Annotated in this window: 21 protein-coding genes; 20 read left to right on the top strand and 1 reads right to left on the bottom strand. The window is 54.2% G+C overall.

The annotated features are described in order from the left end of the window. The 20 genes from carB to IJT02_06995 form a co-directional block, all read left to right on the top strand. Positions 1-3,137, top strand: a 3,137-nt coding sequence (carB, locus tag IJT02_06900) for a carbamoyl-phosphate synthase large subunit (protein ID MBQ7544656.1), incomplete at its 5' end; no start/stop codon positions are given. 44 nt (positions 3,138-3,181) lie between these two features. Beyond that, entirely contained in the window at positions 3,182-3,889 is a 708-nt protein-coding gene (locus tag IJT02_06905; GenBank protein ID MBQ7544657.1) for a M15 family metallopeptidase, read from the top strand. Beyond that, positions 3,886-4,707 (top strand): histidinol-phosphatase HisJ family protein, encoded by an 822-nt coding sequence (locus IJT02_06910; GenBank protein MBQ7544658.1) that lies wholly within the window; start codon positions 3,886-3,888, stop codon positions 4,705-4,707. The genes IJT02_06905 and IJT02_06910 overlap by 4 nt, the downstream gene beginning before the upstream one ends. A gap of 60 nt (positions 4,708-4,767) precedes the next feature. Further along, positions 4,768-6,234: a family 1 glycosylhydrolase gene (locus IJT02_06915; GenBank protein ID MBQ7544659.1), complete on the top strand. Its 1,467-nt coding sequence runs from the start codon at positions 4,768-4,770 to the stop codon at positions 6,232-6,234. A gap of 4 nt (positions 6,235-6,238) precedes the next feature. Further along, positions 6,239-8,095: a PTS glucose transporter subunit IIA gene (locus tag IJT02_06920; GenBank protein MBQ7544660.1), complete on the top strand. Its 1,857-nt coding sequence runs from the start codon at positions 6,239-6,241 to the stop codon at positions 8,093-8,095. A gap of 184 nt (positions 8,096-8,279) precedes the next feature. Then, entirely contained in the window at positions 8,280-8,666 is a 387-nt protein-coding gene (locus IJT02_06925; GenBank protein MBQ7544661.1) for a hypothetical protein, read from the top strand. Between the two features lie 227 nt (positions 8,667-8,893). Further along, positions 8,894-9,073 carry an amidohydrolase family protein gene (locus IJT02_06930; protein MBQ7544662.1) on the top strand — a complete coding sequence of 60 codons (180 nt, stop codon included), beginning with the start codon at positions 8,894-8,896 and terminating at the stop codon, positions 9,071-9,073. Next, entirely contained in the window at positions 9,066-9,494 is a 429-nt protein-coding gene (locus IJT02_06935) for a MarR family transcriptional regulator (protein ID MBQ7544663.1), read from the top strand. Before IJT02_06930 ends, IJT02_06935 begins: the two co-directional genes overlap by 8 nt. Continuing rightward, on the top strand, positions 9,491-10,330 hold the full coding sequence (locus tag IJT02_06940) for an aldo/keto reductase (GenBank protein ID MBQ7544664.1): 840 nt from the start codon (positions 9,491-9,493) through the stop codon (positions 10,328-10,330). Before IJT02_06935 ends, IJT02_06940 begins: the two co-directional genes overlap by 4 nt. A gap of 27 nt (positions 10,331-10,357) precedes the next feature. Next, entirely contained in the window at positions 10,358-10,993 is a 636-nt protein-coding gene (locus IJT02_06945; GenBank protein ID MBQ7544665.1) for a nitroreductase family protein, read from the top strand. Positions 10,994-11,083: 90 nt separating this feature from the next. After that, positions 11,084-11,401: a hypothetical protein gene (locus IJT02_06950; protein MBQ7544666.1), complete on the top strand. Its 318-nt coding sequence runs from the start codon at positions 11,084-11,086 to the stop codon at positions 11,399-11,401. Between the two features lie 12 nt (positions 11,402-11,413). Then, positions 11,414-12,994, top strand: a complete 1,581-nt coding sequence (locus IJT02_06955) for an alpha/beta fold hydrolase (protein ID MBQ7544667.1) — start codon at positions 11,414-11,416, stop codon at positions 12,992-12,994. Next, complete coding sequence (locus IJT02_06960; protein ID MBQ7544668.1) at positions 12,978-13,271, top strand: hypothetical protein; 294 nt, start codon at positions 12,978-12,980, stop codon at positions 13,269-13,271. Before IJT02_06955 ends, IJT02_06960 begins: the two co-directional genes overlap by 17 nt. Positions 13,272-13,274: 3 nt before the next feature. Continuing rightward, on the top strand, positions 13,275-13,685 hold the full coding sequence (locus tag IJT02_06965) for an FMN-binding protein (protein ID MBQ7544669.1): 411 nt from the start codon (positions 13,275-13,277) through the stop codon (positions 13,683-13,685). After that, positions 13,682-13,873 carry a hypothetical protein gene (locus tag IJT02_06970; protein ID MBQ7544670.1) on the top strand — a complete coding sequence of 64 codons (192 nt, stop codon included), beginning with the start codon at positions 13,682-13,684 and terminating at the stop codon, positions 13,871-13,873. Before IJT02_06965 ends, IJT02_06970 begins: the two co-directional genes overlap by 4 nt. Continuing rightward, entirely contained in the window at positions 13,870-14,064 is a 195-nt protein-coding gene (locus IJT02_06975; protein ID MBQ7544671.1) for an MBL fold metallo-hydrolase, read from the top strand. Before IJT02_06970 ends, IJT02_06975 begins: the two co-directional genes overlap by 4 nt. A gap of 164 nt (positions 14,065-14,228) precedes the next feature. Continuing rightward, the gene (locus IJT02_06980) at positions 14,229-14,903 is read left to right on the top strand and encodes a hypothetical protein (GenBank protein MBQ7544672.1); all 675 of its coding nucleotides are present in this window, start codon (positions 14,229-14,231) and stop codon (positions 14,901-14,903) included. Between the two features lie 10 nt (positions 14,904-14,913). After that, positions 14,914-15,654 carry a CocE/NonD family hydrolase gene (locus tag IJT02_06985; GenBank protein ID MBQ7544673.1) on the top strand — a complete coding sequence of 247 codons (741 nt, stop codon included), beginning with the start codon at positions 14,914-14,916 and terminating at the stop codon, positions 15,652-15,654. A gap of 114 nt (positions 15,655-15,768) precedes the next feature. Further along, positions 15,769-16,563 (top strand): hypothetical protein, encoded by a 795-nt coding sequence (locus tag IJT02_06990; GenBank protein MBQ7544674.1) that lies wholly within the window; start codon positions 15,769-15,771, stop codon positions 16,561-16,563. A gap of 398 nt (positions 16,564-16,961) precedes the next feature. After that, positions 16,962-18,452, top strand: a complete 1,491-nt coding sequence (locus IJT02_06995; protein ID MBQ7544675.1) for an AAA family ATPase — start codon at positions 16,962-16,964, stop codon at positions 18,450-18,452. 4 nt (positions 18,453-18,456) lie between these two features. On the opposite strand, the gene IJT02_07000 is transcribed toward IJT02_06995, so the two are convergent. Further along, complete coding sequence (locus IJT02_07000; protein MBQ7544676.1) at positions 18,457-19,491, bottom strand: hypothetical protein; 1,035 nt, start codon at positions 19,489-19,491, stop codon at positions 18,457-18,459. Positions 19,492-19,503 lie beyond the last annotated feature (12 nt).

Here is a 19,503-nt window from a genome sequence, read left to right on the forward strand (position 1 = left end):
ACTACTCCGGCACACAGGCCTGCAAAGCCCTGCGTTCTCTGGGCTACGAGATCGTCCTCGTGAACTCCAACCCCGCAACGATAATGACCGACCCCGAGATGGCCGACATAACCTACATCGAACCCCTTAACCCTGAACGTCTCGAAGCAATCATAGCCCGCGAACGTCCTGATGCCCTCCTCCCGAACTTAGGGGGGCAGTCAGGCCTGAACCTTTGCGCCGAACTCAACAAGGCCGGTATTCTGGAGAAGTACGGCGTTGAAGTCATCGGCGTTCAGGCGGACGCAATAGAGCGCGGTGAAGACCGTGTAGAGTTCAAGAAGACGATGGAAGCCCTCAATATCGACATGGCACGTTCGAAGGCGGCGGAGTCGGTTGATGAGGCTCTGGCGATTGCTGAGGAGCTGGGTTATCCCGTCGTCCTGAGACCTGCCTACACGATGGGAGGAGCAGGAGGAGGCCTCGTGTACAACCGCGACGAACTCCGCACAGTCTGCGAGCGCGGTCTTCAGGCCAGCATAGTGCATCAGGTTCTCGTTGAAGAGTCAGTGCTGGGCTGGGAGGAGCTGGAACTTGAGGTCGTGCGCGACAAGGACAACAACATGATAACCGTGTGCTTCATCGAGAACGTTGACCCGATGGGAGTACACACGGGGGATTCGTTCTGCGTTGCACCGATGCTCACAATCAGCAAGGAACTTCAGGCACGTCTTCAGGAGCAGGCGTACCGCATCGTTGAACACATCGGCGTAATCGGCGGGACTAACGTACAGTTTGCGCATGACCCGAAGACTGACAGGGTCATAGTGATTGAGATTAACCCCCGAACGTCGCGTTCAAGTGCTCTTGCGTCGAAGGCTACGGGATTCCCGATAGCTCTAGTGTCGGCGAAGCTGGCGGCCGGTCTCTCTCTGAGCGATATACCTTGCGGGCACTATGGCACTCTCGACAAGTACAAGCCCGGCGGTGATTACGTTGTGGTGAAGTTTGCGCGGTGGGCATTCGAGAAGTTCAAGGGCGTAGAGGACAAGCTGGGGACGCAGATGCGCGCTGTCGGTGAAGTAATGAGCATCGGCAAGAACTTCCGCGAGGCGATACAGAAGGCTATACGCTCCCTCGAGAAGGACAGGTACGGCTTGGGCTTCGCAAAGAATTTCCACGAGCTCACGAAGGACGAACTGCTTGAACTGTTAGAGTATCCGACGAGCGAAAGATACTTTGTGATTTACGAGGCATTGAGGAAGGGTGCGACGGTCGAGGAGATTCACAGGCTGACTCACGTAAAACGCTACTTCCTTGAAGAGTTCAAGGCACTCGTTGACGAAGAGGAACACATACTAACCTTCAAGGGAGCAGAAGTGCCTGATGATGTGTTAGCTCAGGCCAAGAAGGACGGCTTTGCTGATAAGTACCTTGCGAAACTGTTAGAGGTCAGCGAGCAGAGCATCAGGGAGCGCAGAGAAGCATTAGGCATCGTTGAGGCGTGGGAGGGTGTTCACGTCAGCGGTACTCAGGACGGAGCTTACTACTACTCAAGCTACAACAAGCTGACCGGCAAGAACATAGTCTCCGGCAAACGCAAAGTTATGATTCTCGGAGGCGGTCCGAACAGAATCGGGCAGGGCATAGAGTTCGACTATTGCTGCGTGCACGCGGCGCAGTCGTTGAAGAAGCTCGGCTTTGAGACAATCATAGTGAACTGCAACCCCGAGACGGTCAGCACAGACTACGACACGTCAGACAAGCTCTACTTTGAGCCTCTGACCCTTGAGGACGTGCTCAGCATTTACCGTGAAGAACAGCCCGTAGGAGTCATTGCGCAGTTCGGAGGGCAGACACCGCTGAACCTTGCGAGTGAGCTCGAGCGCAACGTCGTGAAGATTCTGGGCACGTCCCCCGAAATTATCGACCTTGCGGAGGACAGAGGACGCTTCAAGGCCGTCATGGACGAGCTGGATATCCCCATGCCGGAGTCAGGAATGGCCGCAACCCTCGAAGAAGCTCACGCTGTGGCGAACCACATCGGCTATCCCGTGATGGTGAGGCCGTCATATGTTCTGGGCGGGCGCGGAATGGAGATAGTCTACGATGAAGCCAGCCTCGAGAGTTATGTTAAGGCGGCTGTAGGTGTAACTCCTGACCGTCCCATACTGATAGACCGTTTCCTGAATCACGCCCTCGAGTGTGAGGCAGATGCTATCTGCGATGGAACACACGCCTACGTTCCGGCCGTAATGGAACACATAGAGCTTGCGGGGATTCATTCGGGGGACAGCGCGTGCTTCCTTCCGTCGAGGCACATTTCACCCGAAGCGTTGAACACCATCAAGGACTACACGAGGAAGATTGCTGAGGCAATGCACGTCGTCGGACTGATGAATATACAGTACGCGATAGAGAAGGGCAAAATCTTCGTCCTTGAAGCCAACCCCAGAGCCTCACGCACTGTGCCTCTGGTCTCGAAAGTCTGCGGCATCCGCATGGTTCCCCTCGCAGTCGAGGCGATTACCCGCGAACTCACGGGCAGGCCGTCGCCGCTCGAGACACTCGGCGAGAGGACGATACCCTACTACGGCGTGAAGGAGTCCGTGTTCCCGTTCAACATGTTTCAGGAGGTTGACCCTGTGCTCGGCCCGGAAATGCGCTCAACCGGCGAAGTGCTGGGGTTAGCGTCAATGCCCGGCGAAGCGTTCTTCAAGGCAGAAGAGGCCGCAGGAGGTCAGCTCCCGATGAGCGGAACGGTCTTGATGGCGGTCAGCGACTCCGACAAGAAGGCGATGATCCCGATTGCGCAGAAATTCAGCTACGCGGGCTTCAGGATTCTCGCCACACCTGGAACGTACGAATCCCTCAGCAATGCAGGCGTTGAATGTGAATGCATAGGTGCGGGACGGCCTGACGTTCTCGACCACGTCATCAACGGCCAAGTCCAGATGATCATCAACACTCCGCGCGAGAAGGCACTTACTACGTCGGGAAGTGCTCTGCGTCGCGGGGCGGTGAAGATGCGCATCCCGTACGTTACTACGCTTGCGGCGGCAGATGCTGCCATCGAAGGCATAATGACCGTGAAGGCAAAGGGCACGAACGCACAATCTCTTAAGTCAATCAAGGAATGGCACAACTTGATTCACTGAACTATAATGATAGCCTCCCTTGACACGAGGGGGGTAATTTTTTTATGGAGGCAATCACAATGAGAAGCAAACTTTTTGTTGTCGCGGCACTTGTGCTGTGCTGCGCTGTCCCGTCGTTCGGTGCGAATCCTAAAGACTCGTCGGGGTTCGTGTACCTTGCGGAGGCTGTACCTGATGCCATCCTCGAGATACGCTACTACTCAACCTATAACTTTGTGGGCGAGAGGATTGACGGGTACGTTGAGCCTGTTGCGATGCTCACGAAGGAGGCCGCAAAAGCGTTGAAGGCAGTCAGCGATGAGCTCATCACGATGGGCTACCGTCTGAAGATCTACGACGCATACCGTCCGCAGAAGGCCGTCAACCACTTCGAACGCTGGGCAAGAGACCTCAAGGATACCAAGATGAAGCCGTACTTCTACCCTGAGCTGGACAAGTCCGTTCTGTTCGATCAGGGTTACATTGCGCACAGGTCAGGCCACAGCAGGGGAAGCACCTTAGACCTTACGCTGTTCGACATGAACACGGAAAAAGAAGTAGACATGGGCGGAACGTTCGACTACTTCGGCGGAATGTCGCACCCCGACTACAAGGGCATAACTCCCGCACAGTACAGCAACAGGATGCTTCTCCGCGAAGTCATGACCAAGCACGGCTTCAAGCCCCTGAATACAGAGTGGTGGCACTTCACGCTGAAGGACGAGCCTTACCCCGACACGTACTTTGAGTTTGAAGTCAAGCAGGATCAATGAAGGCAGACTACCACGTCCACAGCAATTACAGCGACGACAGCAGCACACCTATGCGTGCTCAGGCGGAACAGGCAGTGAAGTTAGGGCTCGATGAGCTCTGCTTCACTGACCATGTAGATTACGGCGTGAAGTTCGACCACTATGACCCCAGAAGCCTGACGCATCTGGCTAACGTGGATTACTCGCGATATTTCGGGGAACTTGGCCAAGTCCGCGAGGAGTTCTCCCCTCGTCTCACGGTTCGTGCGGGGCTGGAGTTCGGGGTACAGACGCACACGATACCTGACTACGAGAGGCTGTACAGACAGTACCGCGACAAGTTAGACTTTGTGCTGTTGAGCATTCACGAGATTGACAACATGGAGCTGTGGGGGCACGAGTACCAGCAGGGCAAGACGCAGGCAGAATACACGCGCATCTACTACGAAGAACTGTTGAAGATTGTTCGGAGCTATCATGACTACTCCGTGCTGGCACATGTTGACCTGATAGCGCGCTACGACGGAAAGAAAGCGTATCCTTTCGCGAAGGTGCGGGACATCGTCGCGGAGGTTCTGAGGACAGCGATTGACGACGGAAAAGGCATCGAGCTGAACACGTCGAGCTGGCGTTACGGGCTCGATGACACAACGCCGTGCCGTGAGATTCTGCGGCTGTACCGTGAGCTTGGCGGAGAGATTCTGACGCTCGGGAGCGACGCACACAACACAGGGTATCTTGCTGACCATTTCGAGGAGGCGCGGGAGATATTGCGGGGGCTGGGCTATCGCAGGTTTTGTACGTTCGAGAAGATGAGGCCTATCTTTCACGAGTTTTAGTGTATACTAATCATATTCCCAATCAACACTACAACTTATACACTAAGGAGGATTCTATCCATGAAGTTACCTGACGGTTTCTTGTGGGGAGGAGCTACGGCAGACTTCCAGTGCGAAGGCGGAGTTAGCGAGGGCGGACGCGGAATGTCAACCCACGACTTCGAGACTGACGGCAGCGTCGAACACCCCCGCTGTACAACCTACCGCCTCCCCGACGGCACAGTAGGCGAAGCCCCCAGCTCGTTCCTCAACCCCTCAAGCCTTCCTGACGGCGCAGTCCCGTACATAAGGGACGACAGGTATTACCCCAGCCACAAAGCAGTAGACTTCTACCATCACTACAAGGAAGATATTGCGCTCATGGGCGAAATGGGCTGCAACGTCTACAGGTTCTCTGTCTGCTGGAGCAGGATTTTCCCGACAGGCGAGGAAGACACTCCCAACGAAGCAGGCCTGAAGTTCTACGAGGATGTCATTGACGAGCTCGAGGCTCACGGAATGCAGCCCCTCATCACCATCCAGCACGATGAAATGCCCGTGTACTTGGCCGAGCACTATGACGGCTGGAGCTCCCGCCATGTTGTGGACTGCTACATGAAATACGCACGTGCTCTGTTCGAGAGGTTCGGCAAGCGGTGCAAGTACTGGCTGACGTTCAACGAGATTAACGCGGTCAGAGGTTTCGTGGCGTGCGGGACTCACAAGTGCGACAACCAGACCCACTATAACGCCGCTCATAACATGTTCCTTGCGAGTGCTCTCGCCGTCAAGCTGGGACACGAAATGATGCCCGGCTCGATGTTCGGGGCAATGTACGCATCAAGCGAACTCTACCCGGCAACCTGCAAGCCTGAGGACGTTTTCAGGAGGCTTCAGGCAAGAAGAGAGACCCTCTACTTCATTGACATCATGGTGAGAGGCTATTACCCCTCATACTCGGCAGACCTTCTCGGACGCAGAGGCGTTACCCTCCACACAGAGCCCGGCGACGACAAGATTCTTCGCGAGGGAACGCTGGACTACGTGAGCTTCAGCTACTACCGCTCGAACATCATCAGCACAGAGACCAAGAACTTCAACGTTCTGGGCGGAGACCTCAACCCCTACCTTCCCAAGACGGACTGGGGATGGCCGATTGACCCGATAGGCCTGCGCTTCCTCCTCAATGAGTACTATGACCGCTGGCAGAAGCCGTTATTCATCGTCGAGAACGGACTAGGCGCAATCGACAAGGTAGAGCCAGACGGGAGCATCAACGACGACTACAGGATAGACTACCTGAAATCGCACCTTCAGGAGATGATGAAGGCAGTCTGCATTGACGGCGTTGAATGTCTCGGCTATACGATGTGGGGGCCGATGGACTTGGTGTCCCTCAGCACGGGCGAGATGAAGAAGCGTTACGGCTGGATTTATGTCGACATGGACGACAAAGGCAACGGCACGCTTAAACGTTCTCGGAAAAAGTCATTCTTCTGGATGAAGGATGTTATTGCCACAAACGGCGGAGCTTTATGGGAGGAGTAAGACGATGGCAAATTTGGACTATGAGCAGATAGCGTACGATGTTGTTATGGCTGTCGGCGGTCCTGACAACATCAAGGCAGTAGCCCACTGCATGACGAGGATACGTTTTCTGCTGAATGACCCGAAGAAGGCAAACACTACTGACGTTAAGGCGGTCGGAGGAGTTCTCGGAGTTTTCGACGCAACAGGGACGAGCGGCGAATACATGGTGATACTCGGCCAGCATCTGCTTCCTGTTTACGAGGCAGTGATCAAGAAGTTCAAGTTCACGGAGGGCGCGGCGGTCAACGAGAATCTTGACGACGTGAAGAAGCCTCTCACGGTCAGCGGGGTAATCTCCGACACGATAGGGTTCATCTCCGCGTCAGTAGCTCCGTGCGTTCCGGGACTTATTGCGGGCGGTATGCTGAAAGTCTTTCTGCTGCTGGGAACATTATTGTCCTCGACGTTTGCGGGCACAGGCGTGTACCGTCTGCTGAGTATTGCGGCTGATGCACCGTTCTACTTCCTGCCGGTGTTCGTTGCGTACGGAGCGGCGGCAAAGCTCGGAGGAACTCCTGCCTATGCGATGATCTGCGCGCTCTCTCTCCTCCACAACAACTGGCTTGCCATCCTCAGCGCGAAAGAACCCATCACGATGCTGATGGTTCCTGTGAGGCTCATGAGCTATTCCGGCTCGCTTGTGCCCGCGTTGTTGCTGTCGTGGTGCGCGGGGAAAGTCGAGAAGTGGCTCAACAAAGTAGTACCCGGAATCTTCAAGGCAATCTTCGTAGGAATGGGCACGGTAGCTATCACGATGATATTGGGCTTCACAATTCTTGCACCTCTGGGCGGCTACTTGGGAATCTACATCGGCAACTTCTTCGCGTTCCTGGCCGGAAACATCGGCTTCATCACCGTCGGAGTTCTTGCGTGCGTCCTGCCCTGGCTCATCATTGCGGGAATGCACCACGCGTTAGTGCCCTTCATGGCGCAGTCAATCTCAAATCCCGGCTATGATGCGATTTTCCGTCCTGCGTTCCTGCTCCACAACATGTCGGAAGGCGGAGCGTGCTTAGGTTCAGCCCTGCGCGAGAAAGATCCCGAGAAGCGTGCGGAGATATTCTCTCTGGGAATCGGCTGTATCTTTGCGGGAGTAACTGAGCCTGCGATTTACGGCAACAACCTTCCGAAGAAAACCCCCATGTACGGAGTTATGGCCGGAGGAGCTGCTGGAGGAATTGTCGCGGGGTTCTTGGGAGCAAGAGCGTACGTTATGGGTTACTCGACGATTCTTGCTGTGCCGATTTTCCAGGACACGATCATTGCGATATTGACGGCTGTAGCTGTGGCGATAGTTGTTGCGGCAATCGTGGCCTTCGCGCTGGGCGGCAAAGAGGCTTCCGCAAGCAAGACCATCGACGCGGCCAAGAATATGCTTTACGCTCCTGTTACGGGCAAATACATCACGCTGAAGGAGATCGGCGACGGTGTGTTCTCTGAGGGAATGCTGGGGCAGGGCTGCGGTGTAATTCCCGAGAGCACGACGGTGTGCTCGCCCGTGAACGGCGAAGTTATCTCGATTGCGGACTCACTTCACGCGCTCGGAATAAAGTCCGACGACGGAGCGGAGATTCTGATTCACGTCGGGCTTGACACTGTTGCGATGAAAGGACAGGGCTTCAAGCCTCTCGTGAAGACCGGGGACAAGGTGAAAGCCGGGCAGGAAGTTCTGAGGTTCGACTTGGGAGCGATTGCGGCGGCGGGTCATCCTGCGACGACGGCGATAATCATCACGAACTCTGACGACTGCAGGCTGATGGACTTCAAGACCGGCGAGCGTTACGAGAGCGGCGAGATTTTCGGGACGGTTGAGGTGTAACGGAATGATGGTGTGCTGGCGACGCAGTCTGTGAAGGTGTTGCCCGTTCGGCAGGCCTTCACGGTCAACAAACCCGCCCACCCACCCCCCTTATGCGATGGGGGGTATTTTTGTGCACATTGTCATTCATAGTCTCCTATGATATTATCCGCGCATCCCATTTTGCTTTAAGGAGGCTCGTCCCGTGAAATTAATAACGCTTGAGGAACACTTCACTTCCCCCGAAATCATGGCGGAAAACAGCAGGTACACTCCTCCTCCGACAAACCAGCCCAAAGAGCTGATAGAGTTCTACAAGTCCCGCACGGCTTTCGGCGAAGCACTGCTGGACATCGAGAAGTTGCGGCTTCCCTTCATGGACAGGCAGAAAATCACAATGCAGGTTCTCTCATACACGTCTCCTGTGTCAGACAAAGTTCCTCCCTCTGAGACAGTGAGAATCTGTTCACGCGCTAATGACATCCTCGCCGAACGCATAGCAGAACACCCGGACAGGTTCGCGGGCTTCGCAACTCTCCCGATTCTGCGGGGCACTCTTGGCCGGACAGTTTCAGGGGCACTTCTACGATGAGCCTCAGTTCTTCCCGATCTTCGCCCGTGCCGCAGAACTTGATGTGCTGGTGTACTTTCACCCCGCAGTCATCAATCCAATGATTCAGGATTACTACTTCAAGTCGCCGAGCTGGGACATCATCACCGCAGGAGAATTCGCCTCCGCAGATTACAGGCCTGAAGAAATACCCGTCAGAGTACTACAAGGAGAATGTTTATCTCACGCCAAGCGGGATATTCTCGGAGATGCAGTCAGAGTACCTCGTCAAACTCATGGGTGCAGAACATGTACTCTATGCTGTCGATTATCCTTACATGCAACCAGAGAACACGTATGACTTTCTCGCGGGCTCAAACCTCACGCAGGAGCAGAAGGAACTGATAGCGTACAAGAACGCAGAAAGAATCTTGCACATCCATGCATAACCACACCAACAAGATAGCTATACTCATCAAGAAGTTAAGCCTCGAGATAGACAAGCTCTCTAACCCGATACTTGAACCGCACGATATCACACATTCGCAGTTCAAGGTTCTCAAGTACCTGCTGATGAACCATGAAGAGCCAGTGAGGCAGGTTGATATTGAGCATTATTTCTCGATGACTAACCCCACTGTAACGGGACTCGTCCAGACGCTGGAGAAGAAGGGGCTTATCGAGCGCAAGACCAACCCCAGCGACAACAGGAGCAAGATTATCTGTCCAACGCAGAAAACGCTAGACATGAAGGAGCTGTTGTACAGTCTCGGGGAACAGCTGGAAGAGGCTTTGACGGGAGTCCTGACTTCTGATGAGAAGCAGGAACTATTGACGCTGTTGAACAAATTGCTTATGAGGCAGTCATGATAAACATTAATAGGTTAGGGCTCGGCTGTATGGGAATGAACTTGCGGAGGAATCCCGAACGCTCGATAGCAACGGTACACGCCGCGCTCGATGCGGGAATAACTTTCCTGAACACCGGCAACTTCTACCAGTGCGGAGAAAGCGAGATGGTACTTGGCCAGGCGTTGAAGGGTATTCCGAGAGACAGCTATTTTCTGTCGGTGAAGTTCGGGGTACTGTTCGAGCCGTCAGGGAGAATCTACGGGCTTGACGTTCACCCGTTCCACATCAAGGCACAGCTGACGTACTCGCTTCACAGGTTGGGGCTTGAGTACGTTGACCTCTACCAGCCATCGCGGATGGACAGCGCAATACCCGTTGAGGACATCATAGGGGAGCTGGCAGACCTCAAACAGGCTGGCTATATCCGCAACATCGGGATGACGGAGATTGACGCAGAGACACTAAGGCGCGCGCACGGGGTTCAGGGGCACGGACTGTTGAATGACAGGACATTAGAGGGAAAAGCATCGAGCGCAATGGTCTCACCTGCTCTCTCGCCGGAGAACCTGCCGAAGAACTTGCCCTTAGTGCGGGCGTTAAAGGATTTCGCCGACAGCAAGGGAGTAACGTTGAGCCAGCTGATGACGGTCTGGGCTCTCACTCAGTGCCCGGACACAATGAGCCTCGTCGGAACTACAAGCCCCGAGCACTTGCAGAACAACATTGACGCGCTGAAAGTTGAGCTTAGTGATGCGGACATGAAGGAGATAGAGGAGATTGCGGGCTCGCACAAAGTTTACGGAAGCGATATGCGCAGTCTCACATTCAAGGACGGAAAACCCTTCAGGGGATAAACCGTAATACATTAAGGAGGTACTATCATGAAGAAGTTACTTGTTGCGTTGTTGCTGGCTGTTGTGCTGTGCCCGGCAGTTTTTGCGGAGGATATTGCTCTGCCTGAGCCAGTGAAGACCGGCGGGATTCCTGTTGTTGATGCTGTTGCGGCCAGACAGTCGGCGCGTGATTTTGTCGACGGAGATATTACGATGCAGCAGCTCTCTAACCTGCTCTGGGTTGCCGGAGGGATCAACCGCGAGGACGGAAGGCTGACCTACGCCACAGCGATGAACACGCAGGACATGATAATTTACGCGTTCACGAGCAAAGCAGTCTACAGGTACAACCCTCAAGGCCACACGGTAACACTGATTGCTGAAGGCGATTACCGCAAACTGACGGGAGGACAGCCGTTTGTAGCGAAGGCAGTTGTTGATCTGCTGTACATTCAGGACGTGGGGAAGTGGCCGGAAGGAGGACGCGTAACATCGGCAGAGATTCTTAACTGCGGCTTTGCACACGCGGGGCTGTCGATGCAGAACGTGTACCTTTACGCGGCATCGCTCGGCTGGGGAGCAAGGACGCGCATGAACTTCGACCGCGAAGGACTCACCAAGCTGCTCGGTCTCACTGAGAGGCACAACTTCACGCTGATGCAGTGCGTAGGCCCGAAACCCTAAGCTATGCGCCGCAAAGACAGGGAAGTTCAGGACAAGGCGGAGATTTTCAAAGCGGTCATCTATTTTCATTGTGCACAGCAGGGGCTCAAAGTGGAGCTGCTGAAAGCTAATCCCCGTGTCTGCGTCGAAGGAGACATCTTCATTAGGGTAGAGAAAACGACGCACGGTATCACTGTACGTTATGAAAGTGTAATCGGCTTCGGTGAATGCCAGCTGATTACGGACACTGATGAAATCATGCACGGCTTGAGAGTCCTGCTTGACCATTACGGGCAATACGATTACCCGCTGGATAGGTGCATGGGAATAAGTCATTTGTTCGTCGGTAAGATTGTGCTTGACGAGATAACCGGCAAGAGGAATTTACCGGGAGCAATGACATCTGCAGACAGAGCGGCCGTAAGCTAAAGAGGTGTACTTATGAAGATATTTGCGATTTTGTTACTTGCGCTCAGTGTCGGAGCTGCTGAAGCGAATTCCGAAGTCAGGGAGATCAACGGTGTAAATCTCTCTGTCCTTGAGGAAGGCGACGGCCCGGCAATAATTCTCCTTCACGGCAAGGACTATTCTAGGGAGTACATGGGAAGCCTCTTTGACCGCTACAAAGGAAGGTATCATGTATTCAGCTACGACTCGCGCGTGCATGGACAGAGCGACAAGCCCCAATCCTTCACGCTTGAGGACAACGCTGACGACTTGGCCGGGCTCGTGAGGTCTTACGGCCTGAAGAAGCCCGTAGTTATCGGTTTCTCGATGGGAAGCTATATCACCCTCAAAGCCGCCGAAAAGTACCCCGAGCTGTTCTCGAAGATTGTGCTGATAGGTACGCGCGGACAGGGAGACACTTACCCAGAGAAGGTTACTGTTCCCGCACTGGTCATCACCGGCGAGAACGACAAGATCAACCCCGTAAGCGAAGGCCGAAAAGTTGCGGAGGCTCTCCCTGATGCGAGATTTCACGTCATCCCTAACGCTGAGCATGTAGCGTTCATGAAGCCCGAAGGCCTCGAGCTGGTCTGCGCGCTGATTGAAGACTTCCTCACGGTGAAGCTGACGTACTCAGACCACGAGCCTTTAGGGAACATGCGCACTACATTCCTCAATGATGTGTTCTTTCCGGCAGTTGAGAGGGAGTCGCGCGGGCGCGTAAAGATTATTCCGCACTGGAACGCGAAAATCTGCACGGGCTATGACGCAGTGAAGGCAGTCCAGGCGAGGAGCGCGGACTTGGCTGTAGTTGTGCCTGAATACGACATGAAGGCTCTTCCCCTTCATCAGCTCTTCAAGAGCTTTCCGACAGGCCCGACGGGAGCAGAGCAGGTGAACTTCTTCCGCCGTGTGTATGATGATGTGCCGGAACTCACCCGCGAACTTGAAGCTGACAATCTTCACGCAGTAATCATCGCGACGGGTTACCCTGCGGCATTCTTCAGCGCAAAACCCTTGAAGACCCTTCACGACATTAAGGGTCAGAGGTGGAGGAGCGCGAGTTTCTGGCACAAAGACTTCTTGAGCAACGCCGGAGCTGAGCCCGTAACAATGCGCTGGGGGCCGGGTGTCTCTGATGCACTCAATGATGGGACGCTGGACGGCCTCATCGTGAACATCGACAGCGGCTACGACATCAAAACCCACAAACCTGCACCGAATATTCTTGTGTCGCCCAGACTATGGCTCGGGCACGAATACATCATCGCAGTGAACAAATCCTTGTGGGACAGCCTCGAGGATGCCGACAAAGAGGCCATAGCCAGAGCCGCAGAGAGTTCGTACGCAGTGCTGGGCGGGATAATGGATGAATCGCTTGTCCGGCAGATTGAGGTGCTGAGGGCTGACGGTGCGGATGTCCGAATGATGATGGATGAAGAAGTATCTTTCTGGGAACAGTCGACGGATTACCGCAATGTTCAGGAGAGATGGATCAGCGGGCAGAACATTGACGGTGCGGATGAGGCACTGAAAGCTATACGGAGGAGCTTGACGAATGAGCAGGACAAATGATTTTCTTGAACAGTGCGGGTTCTACTACCTGCTGACGGTTGACGGCGATTATCCTTCCGGCAGGCCGATAAGCCGAATCCTCGAGAAGGACGGCGCGATGTATTTCGGCACGAGGACGGAGAAAGAATTTTACCGCCAGCTTAAGCAGAACCCCATGGGGGTTGAGAGGTTCGGGACTTCTGCGAACCCTCTGCTTGCGGTGTTCAGGATGGATGTTGTCAGGGCAGAGCTTCACAGCACGGGCGATAAGGTGGAAGACATTACGGAAAGGGTGTGAATCATGAGGAAGATAGCTGCAGCAATAATTCTGCTGGTGCTTGCTGTCCCTGCATTTGCCGCAGAGAGCACGTACACGGTCAAAGCAGGTATATCGTTCAGCCAGCAGTGGGGCTTGTACATAGCAAACGTAATCGAGAAGGACGGCAAAATCTCCAACATAGTGATTGACCGTCTCGCGAACGGCAAAAGCAGCAAGGAGCTTCACGACAATTACGGGATAAAGCCTGTGAGCACGCTCGGGAAAGACTGGTGGGAACAGGTCGCCTACTATGAAGACTGGATGCTGAAGAACGGCGTCGATGCCGTGAAGTACGACAAGGACGGCCACGCGGAGAATGTTGACCTGATTTCCGGCGCGACAATCGGGATTGATGACCTTACGCTGGCTGTGAAGGATGCTCTGCGCAAATGAAGCACAGAAAGATAATTCTGGTTCTGCTAGCCCTGCTGTTGTGTGTGTCGACAGGATACGCCCAGCAGTTCAGGGCAGCAATGCCTTCGGAGTTCAGCAACTCATCACCCGAAAGATTCCATGAGGCCAAGACCTGCACAGTCAGGAGCTTCACCAACCCCGAAACGTTTTCGTGTTATGCGGCATGATAAGTGAACCGTTCGTGATTGAGAGTGAGACTCTGCCTCTAGAAGTTGGAGATTACGAGTTCGCTGGCCTGAAAATCAGAGTTATTCACTCGCCGGGACATTCACCGGGAAGCGCGCTGTATTACTTCCTTGATGAAGGGTTGCTGTTCTTGGGAGACACGGCGAGAACATATCTCTCGGGGACATGCTAAGCAACTACAAAGACTCTCACCCTCAGCGTAAAAGCGAATGAAGGCGAGGTTATCGATGTTGACGGCGCATATTTTGAGAGCGGTGCTCTCTGGGAAAATTCCTCGAGCAAGTCTGCAAGGGCTTCATAGCTTGGGAACTCTCGGCCAAGTAAACAGGAGGTGTAATGATGAAGAAAGTTTCTGCGTTAGTGCTGGTGTTGTGCGTGATGTTTGCGCCGGAATGTTCTGCGGAGTTCCGTGAAGTACAGTTCGGGAGGTACTATCAAGCTTCACGCACTGTCTCACTGCTGACCACCGACGAAGCGATAAAGTACATGCCTGAAGACGCACAGCGCAGGTGTTCGCCGACGAGCTACACCGTTAGCAGAGGAGCTTACACGAACGGTGAAGGGCTGTCCGCGTGGTGGACGAGTTCGCCGAGCAGAAAGCCGATGCAGGCCGAGTACTTCAGCTCTTACGGGACTATAGGAAACCGCCCGCATTACGTTGACGAGGACATTATATGTGTGCGTCCGTCCGTCCGCGTGAACAGAAACGCCTTCGACGGAAGCTGTGTGTTCTCCGTGAAGCCGTCCCACGAGAAAGCCCTCGCTGAGTTCGACATGAAGCGTCTTACGGTTGAAGGTGTTGTGCTGAGGAAAGGCCCTGATGGAGTGTTCGGCCAGCCCAGCATAGAGCTTTCCGACAAAACGGTCGGCGAGTGCTACGTTCTGTGCGTGTTCCAGAATGCAGGCGACTACAGCAGGGTTAAGACCGGCGACAGGATTACTGTACGCGGAAACTACCTTGTGATTCGCGAGGACTACGGAATAGTGTTGAAGATATGCGAACTGATTTAGGAGGTGCGGGATGTCAGAACTTGAAGACCTGATGATATTCAAACCGTCGAAGCAGTACAAGCCCGAATGTGAGCAGAAGATAGCTCCGGGAAAAAGCATTCTCCCTAAGGGCTGGCAGGTTGAGGAAGGGTTTATGCCTCTTCCGTGTGATATTGTCGTGGAGAAGGATGTACGCGTGAAGATGCGGGACGGCGTTTCGCTGTGCGTCGACATCTTCAGGCCGGCGACCGACGAGAAAGTCCCCGTGTTAATCTCTTGGAGCTCCTACGGCAAAGACAACGGCACACGTCCGAGCTACAAGGGAATCTTCGCGCTCGTCGGAATCCCGAACAGCAAAGTATCCGGCCTTCAGAAGTTCGAGGGAAGCGACCCTGCCTACTGGTGCGCGCACGGTTACGCAGTCTGCAACCCGGACACGCGCGGCATCACGAAGTCAGAGGGCACAATCTACACGATAGGTTCACACGAGGCGCAGGACGGCTATGACCTCATCGAGTGGCTTGCGGTTCAGGACTGGTGTAATGGCAGAGTTGCTCTCAGCGGAACGTCATACCTCGCTTTCTCGCAGTGGTTCATAGCGTCGACACACCCTCCGCATCTGTCAGCAATCAACCCTGAAGAGGGATTAACGGATGCATACAGAGACCTCGTGAGCAGGAGAGGGATCACGGACGTGGGATTTGCGGCGCGTATACAGTTCAGCCAGTCGCACGAGGGAGAGCCTGTGCAGTGGGAGGATACGCCGCTCTAGGCCTCAGCTACCACTTCGCTAATAATCCGTTATGATTCGGACAAGATTGCGCACCCCGAACGCATAACCTGCCCGGCATATGTTGTCGCGAGTTGCAGCAACACACTCCACACAATGGGAACATTCCGAGCGTGGCGGGCAATTCCAGACGGCAAAAAGTGGCTTCGCATTCACGACGGGCAGGAGTGGCCGGACTTCTACGACGCTGAACAGATGGAGGACAGGCGGAAATTCTTTGACCGTTTCCTGAAGGACATAGACAACGGCTGGGAGAAAACTCCGACGGTGCGCTACTCTCTTCACGACTTCGAGGGAGGCAACGCTACGGGCATTGCGGCTGAGACGTTCCCGCCCTCTGGTGTGAGCTACGAGAGGCTGTACCTCGACGGAATGACACGAACCCTCACAGCCAAACCAGCAGAAGCTGACGTTCCGGCCAAGTACGACGCGGAAGGTTATGATGATATGGATGTGTATATCTCACTGTACAAGCTCGACAGGTTCGGGACGATGCTCCAGCAGTTCACTGTGCCGAATCACAGCGCGCGAAGCCATGACCTCACGGAGAAGGGCGGAAGCATCCTGCGTTATCGCGGGAGCACGGGAAGGCTCAGGGTGTCGATGAGGCATCTTGACGCTGAGAAGTCCACGCCGGAGATTCCGTACCACACGTTTGACCGCGTCGAGAAGCTCAAGGCGGGCGAGGTTGTGCCTGTGGAGATTGAGATGTACCCGGTGGGTCTGGTGCTGTATGCGGGTGAACAGCTGAGGCTCGTAGTCAGTGCGAGCGACGAGGCCGGCTCAATGATGCCCGGGACTGCGCCGGTGAAGCCCGACAACAAGGGGAAGCACACAATTCACTGCGGAGGAGATTACGCGTCATACCTTCAGCATCCGTTCAAGCGTTAATACTACACTTGAGATTTGCCCGTGATTAACGTCGCGGGGAAATTTTTTGTGTATAATTGACCGCATCCCAAAACTAGAGGAGGCAGACAGCCCGCAAAGTGGCTGAAGGCGTGGGGGCACAAGGACAAGCTCGCGCGTGTTGAGGCCATCACGTCAAAGGGTGCGCGGGAGATTCTCGGTGAACTGCTGAGAATCTTTGACCCTAAAACTAAGTGCAGATGCAGAGTAATAAATACTGGTAACTGTGAAGGAAAATTGATGATTTTATCCAGAGACACCAAAATTTCAATATCAGAGGCTTGTGCGCTTAAAATAACCTTTAACGAATTTCAGCTGTTCCCTTCAAATGCATATTACGGGCTTGAAGATTTATACTTCTACTATGAGGAGGTCTAGTCATGCGCAGAGAAACTAAAGAACTCATCGAGTCCTACTTCGACTCACTGTGCCCTGTGCTCTACATTCACCACTCAGATTTCGCCGCCGTCGACGATGTAATCAGAAACTCTCCCGCCGCAAATGCCGCCTTCCGCGAGTTCAATAACGCACTCGGAAGCGTCGACTTCACCACCAAGAACCAGCAGCACCCCTACAGCCTGACAGACTTCCTCAAAGCAACAGCTGACGATGCCTTCAACGGCGAAGAAGTAATCATTCTCCTCAAGGACATTCACGACAGCATAGACTCGCCCGACGTTATCGCAATGATCCGCCGCATAGCTGAGGACGCACTCACCGTCGAGGACTACAACGCCAAAATCATAATCGTTGACTCGAAGGTGAACATCCCCTTTGAGCTCGAGAGCTTCATAACGCTTATTGATGTCCCGCTTCCCGACGACGAAGAGATACGGGACTGCGTGGAGACTTTTGCTGAAGCTGTGTCGGTAACTCTCAGCGACAAGGAGAAGGACGAGCTTATATTCTCGCTTAAGGGGCTGAGTTCGTTCCAGATTAACCAGGTGCTGTCGATAGCGTACCAGAAGGGCGGAAGCATCGGCGAGGCGGACAAGAAATTTATTCTTGAGGAGAAGGAACAGATGATAAAGAAGTCCGGCATCCTCGAGATGGTGAATTTCGACGAGAGCATCGAAGACATCGGCGGCCTCGAGAACCTCAAGAAGTGGCTTGAACGCAAGGCCAAGATATTTTCACGGCTTGACGAGGCACGGAAGCAGAAGGTAGACATTCCCGGAGGAGTACTGATTCTCGGTATGCCCGGGTGTGGAAAAAGTCTCACGGCAAAAGCTACAGCCCGTCTCTTCAACGCACCGTTAATCCGTCTCGATGTCGGCAGGCTGATGGGAAAGTACGTCGGCGAATCGGAAGACAACATGCGCCGTGCATTGAGGCTCGCGGAGGCTGTAAGTCCGTGCGTCCTTTGGGTTGACGAGCTGGAGAAGGCTTTTGCTGGAATAGGCGGGGACAGCAGCGGCGTAACTACGAGGCTGTTCGGGCAGTTTCTGACGTGGATGCAGGAGAAGAAGAGCAGTGTTTTCGTCGCGGCTACGGCAAACGACATCTCGAAGCTCCCGCCCGAGTTTCTGCGCAAAGGACGTTTCGACGAACTGTTCTTTGTCGACCTGCCGAACCAGAGCGAGCGCAAAAAGATTCTGGAGATTCACCTTCAGAAGCGCGGGAAATTCAGCCCGAGCATAGACCTCGACAAACTGAGCTCGGAGACGCAGGGCTATAACGGTGCGGACCTTGAAGGTATAGTCAGGGAAGCATCGGAGACGGCATTTATCGAAGGCATGAGCGGAATAACGACGGAACTTCTGCTGAGCATACGTAAGGAGACAAAATCAATCTCTGACATTCAGAGGGACAAGATAGAGGGAATGCGAACGAGCCTGAAGAAATACAGCATCAAGCCCGCCAGCGCATGATGTTTTAGCCGAACAGCCAGCCCAGAATTTTTTTGCCGACTGCCTTAACGCCCTCGCAGACTTTCTTGAACACGGGGGCAACATAACTTGCTACTGTGTCGACGACTTTTGTCCTGACTTCCTGAACTTTCTCAACTACGGCGTGTGTAATCCTTGAGCCCGCGATGAAGCCTGTTACTCCTCCGATTACGCCCCCGACCGCCGTACCCACAGGCCCGAACACAGAGCCTATTGCCGCGCCGACAGACGCACCTTTGACGCTTGATGCAGTTCCTGCAGCTACAGCCAAAGCATTGCGTTCAACCTCTTCCACTATCTCGATGAAGGGAAGTTTTGTCGCGGCGGCTTTGGTTTTCTCGACGGCCATATATCCCATTCCTGCAAAAACGTCATCGCTTGTGTCTGCGGGCAGAACCGGGAGCATTCCTCTTTCCGAACCTGTCTTGAGTGCACCGGCGGCGGCAGCTTTCAGGCCTGTTGTGTCCCCTGAAATGAGCGTGTCTTCGATGAACCTGCTGTGCGGGGAGCTGGCATCACCTAGAACTTCACCGACGACCTGATACCCTTCTGCGTCGACGGTTGACCCGAGAACTGCGGCGTTCTGGATTTCGCGGGCGGCATCCTGCGGGGTCGGGGCTGTCTCTGCGGGAGGTTCGGTGAACTCTGCGTCGATTATGCCGGTTCTCCTGAGAGTGTCGCCCTGAGCTTTGACCGCAGAATTGTAGATGTCCTGCACACGGTCTTCTGCTTGAGCGTTCTTGAGTTCCTGTGCGAACCAGCGTTCTTTTGAGCCGCCGCGTTTGCTGAGGGCGCGGTCGAGGGATTCGCGCTTGGTCTTCGTGAGTTCGAGTGAGGAGAGTATTCCGCTGGTCATTGAGGAGATTTCGGAGGTGGTTTTGTCGGGCATGTGGGCTTTGAGCTCCATTGCGAGCCAGTCGCTGATGGGCATTGTCTCGTGGTTCTGTGCGTAGCTCTCTATGAATTCCTTTAAGAGTACGATGAAAGCTGCCTGATTGTCATTAACTTTTATTTTCTCCATATATGTTATCTC

It is taken from the genome of Synergistaceae bacterium (assembly GCA_017450125.1).
Classification (GTDB): domain Bacteria; phylum Synergistota; class Synergistia; order Synergistales; family Aminobacteriaceae; genus JAFUXM01.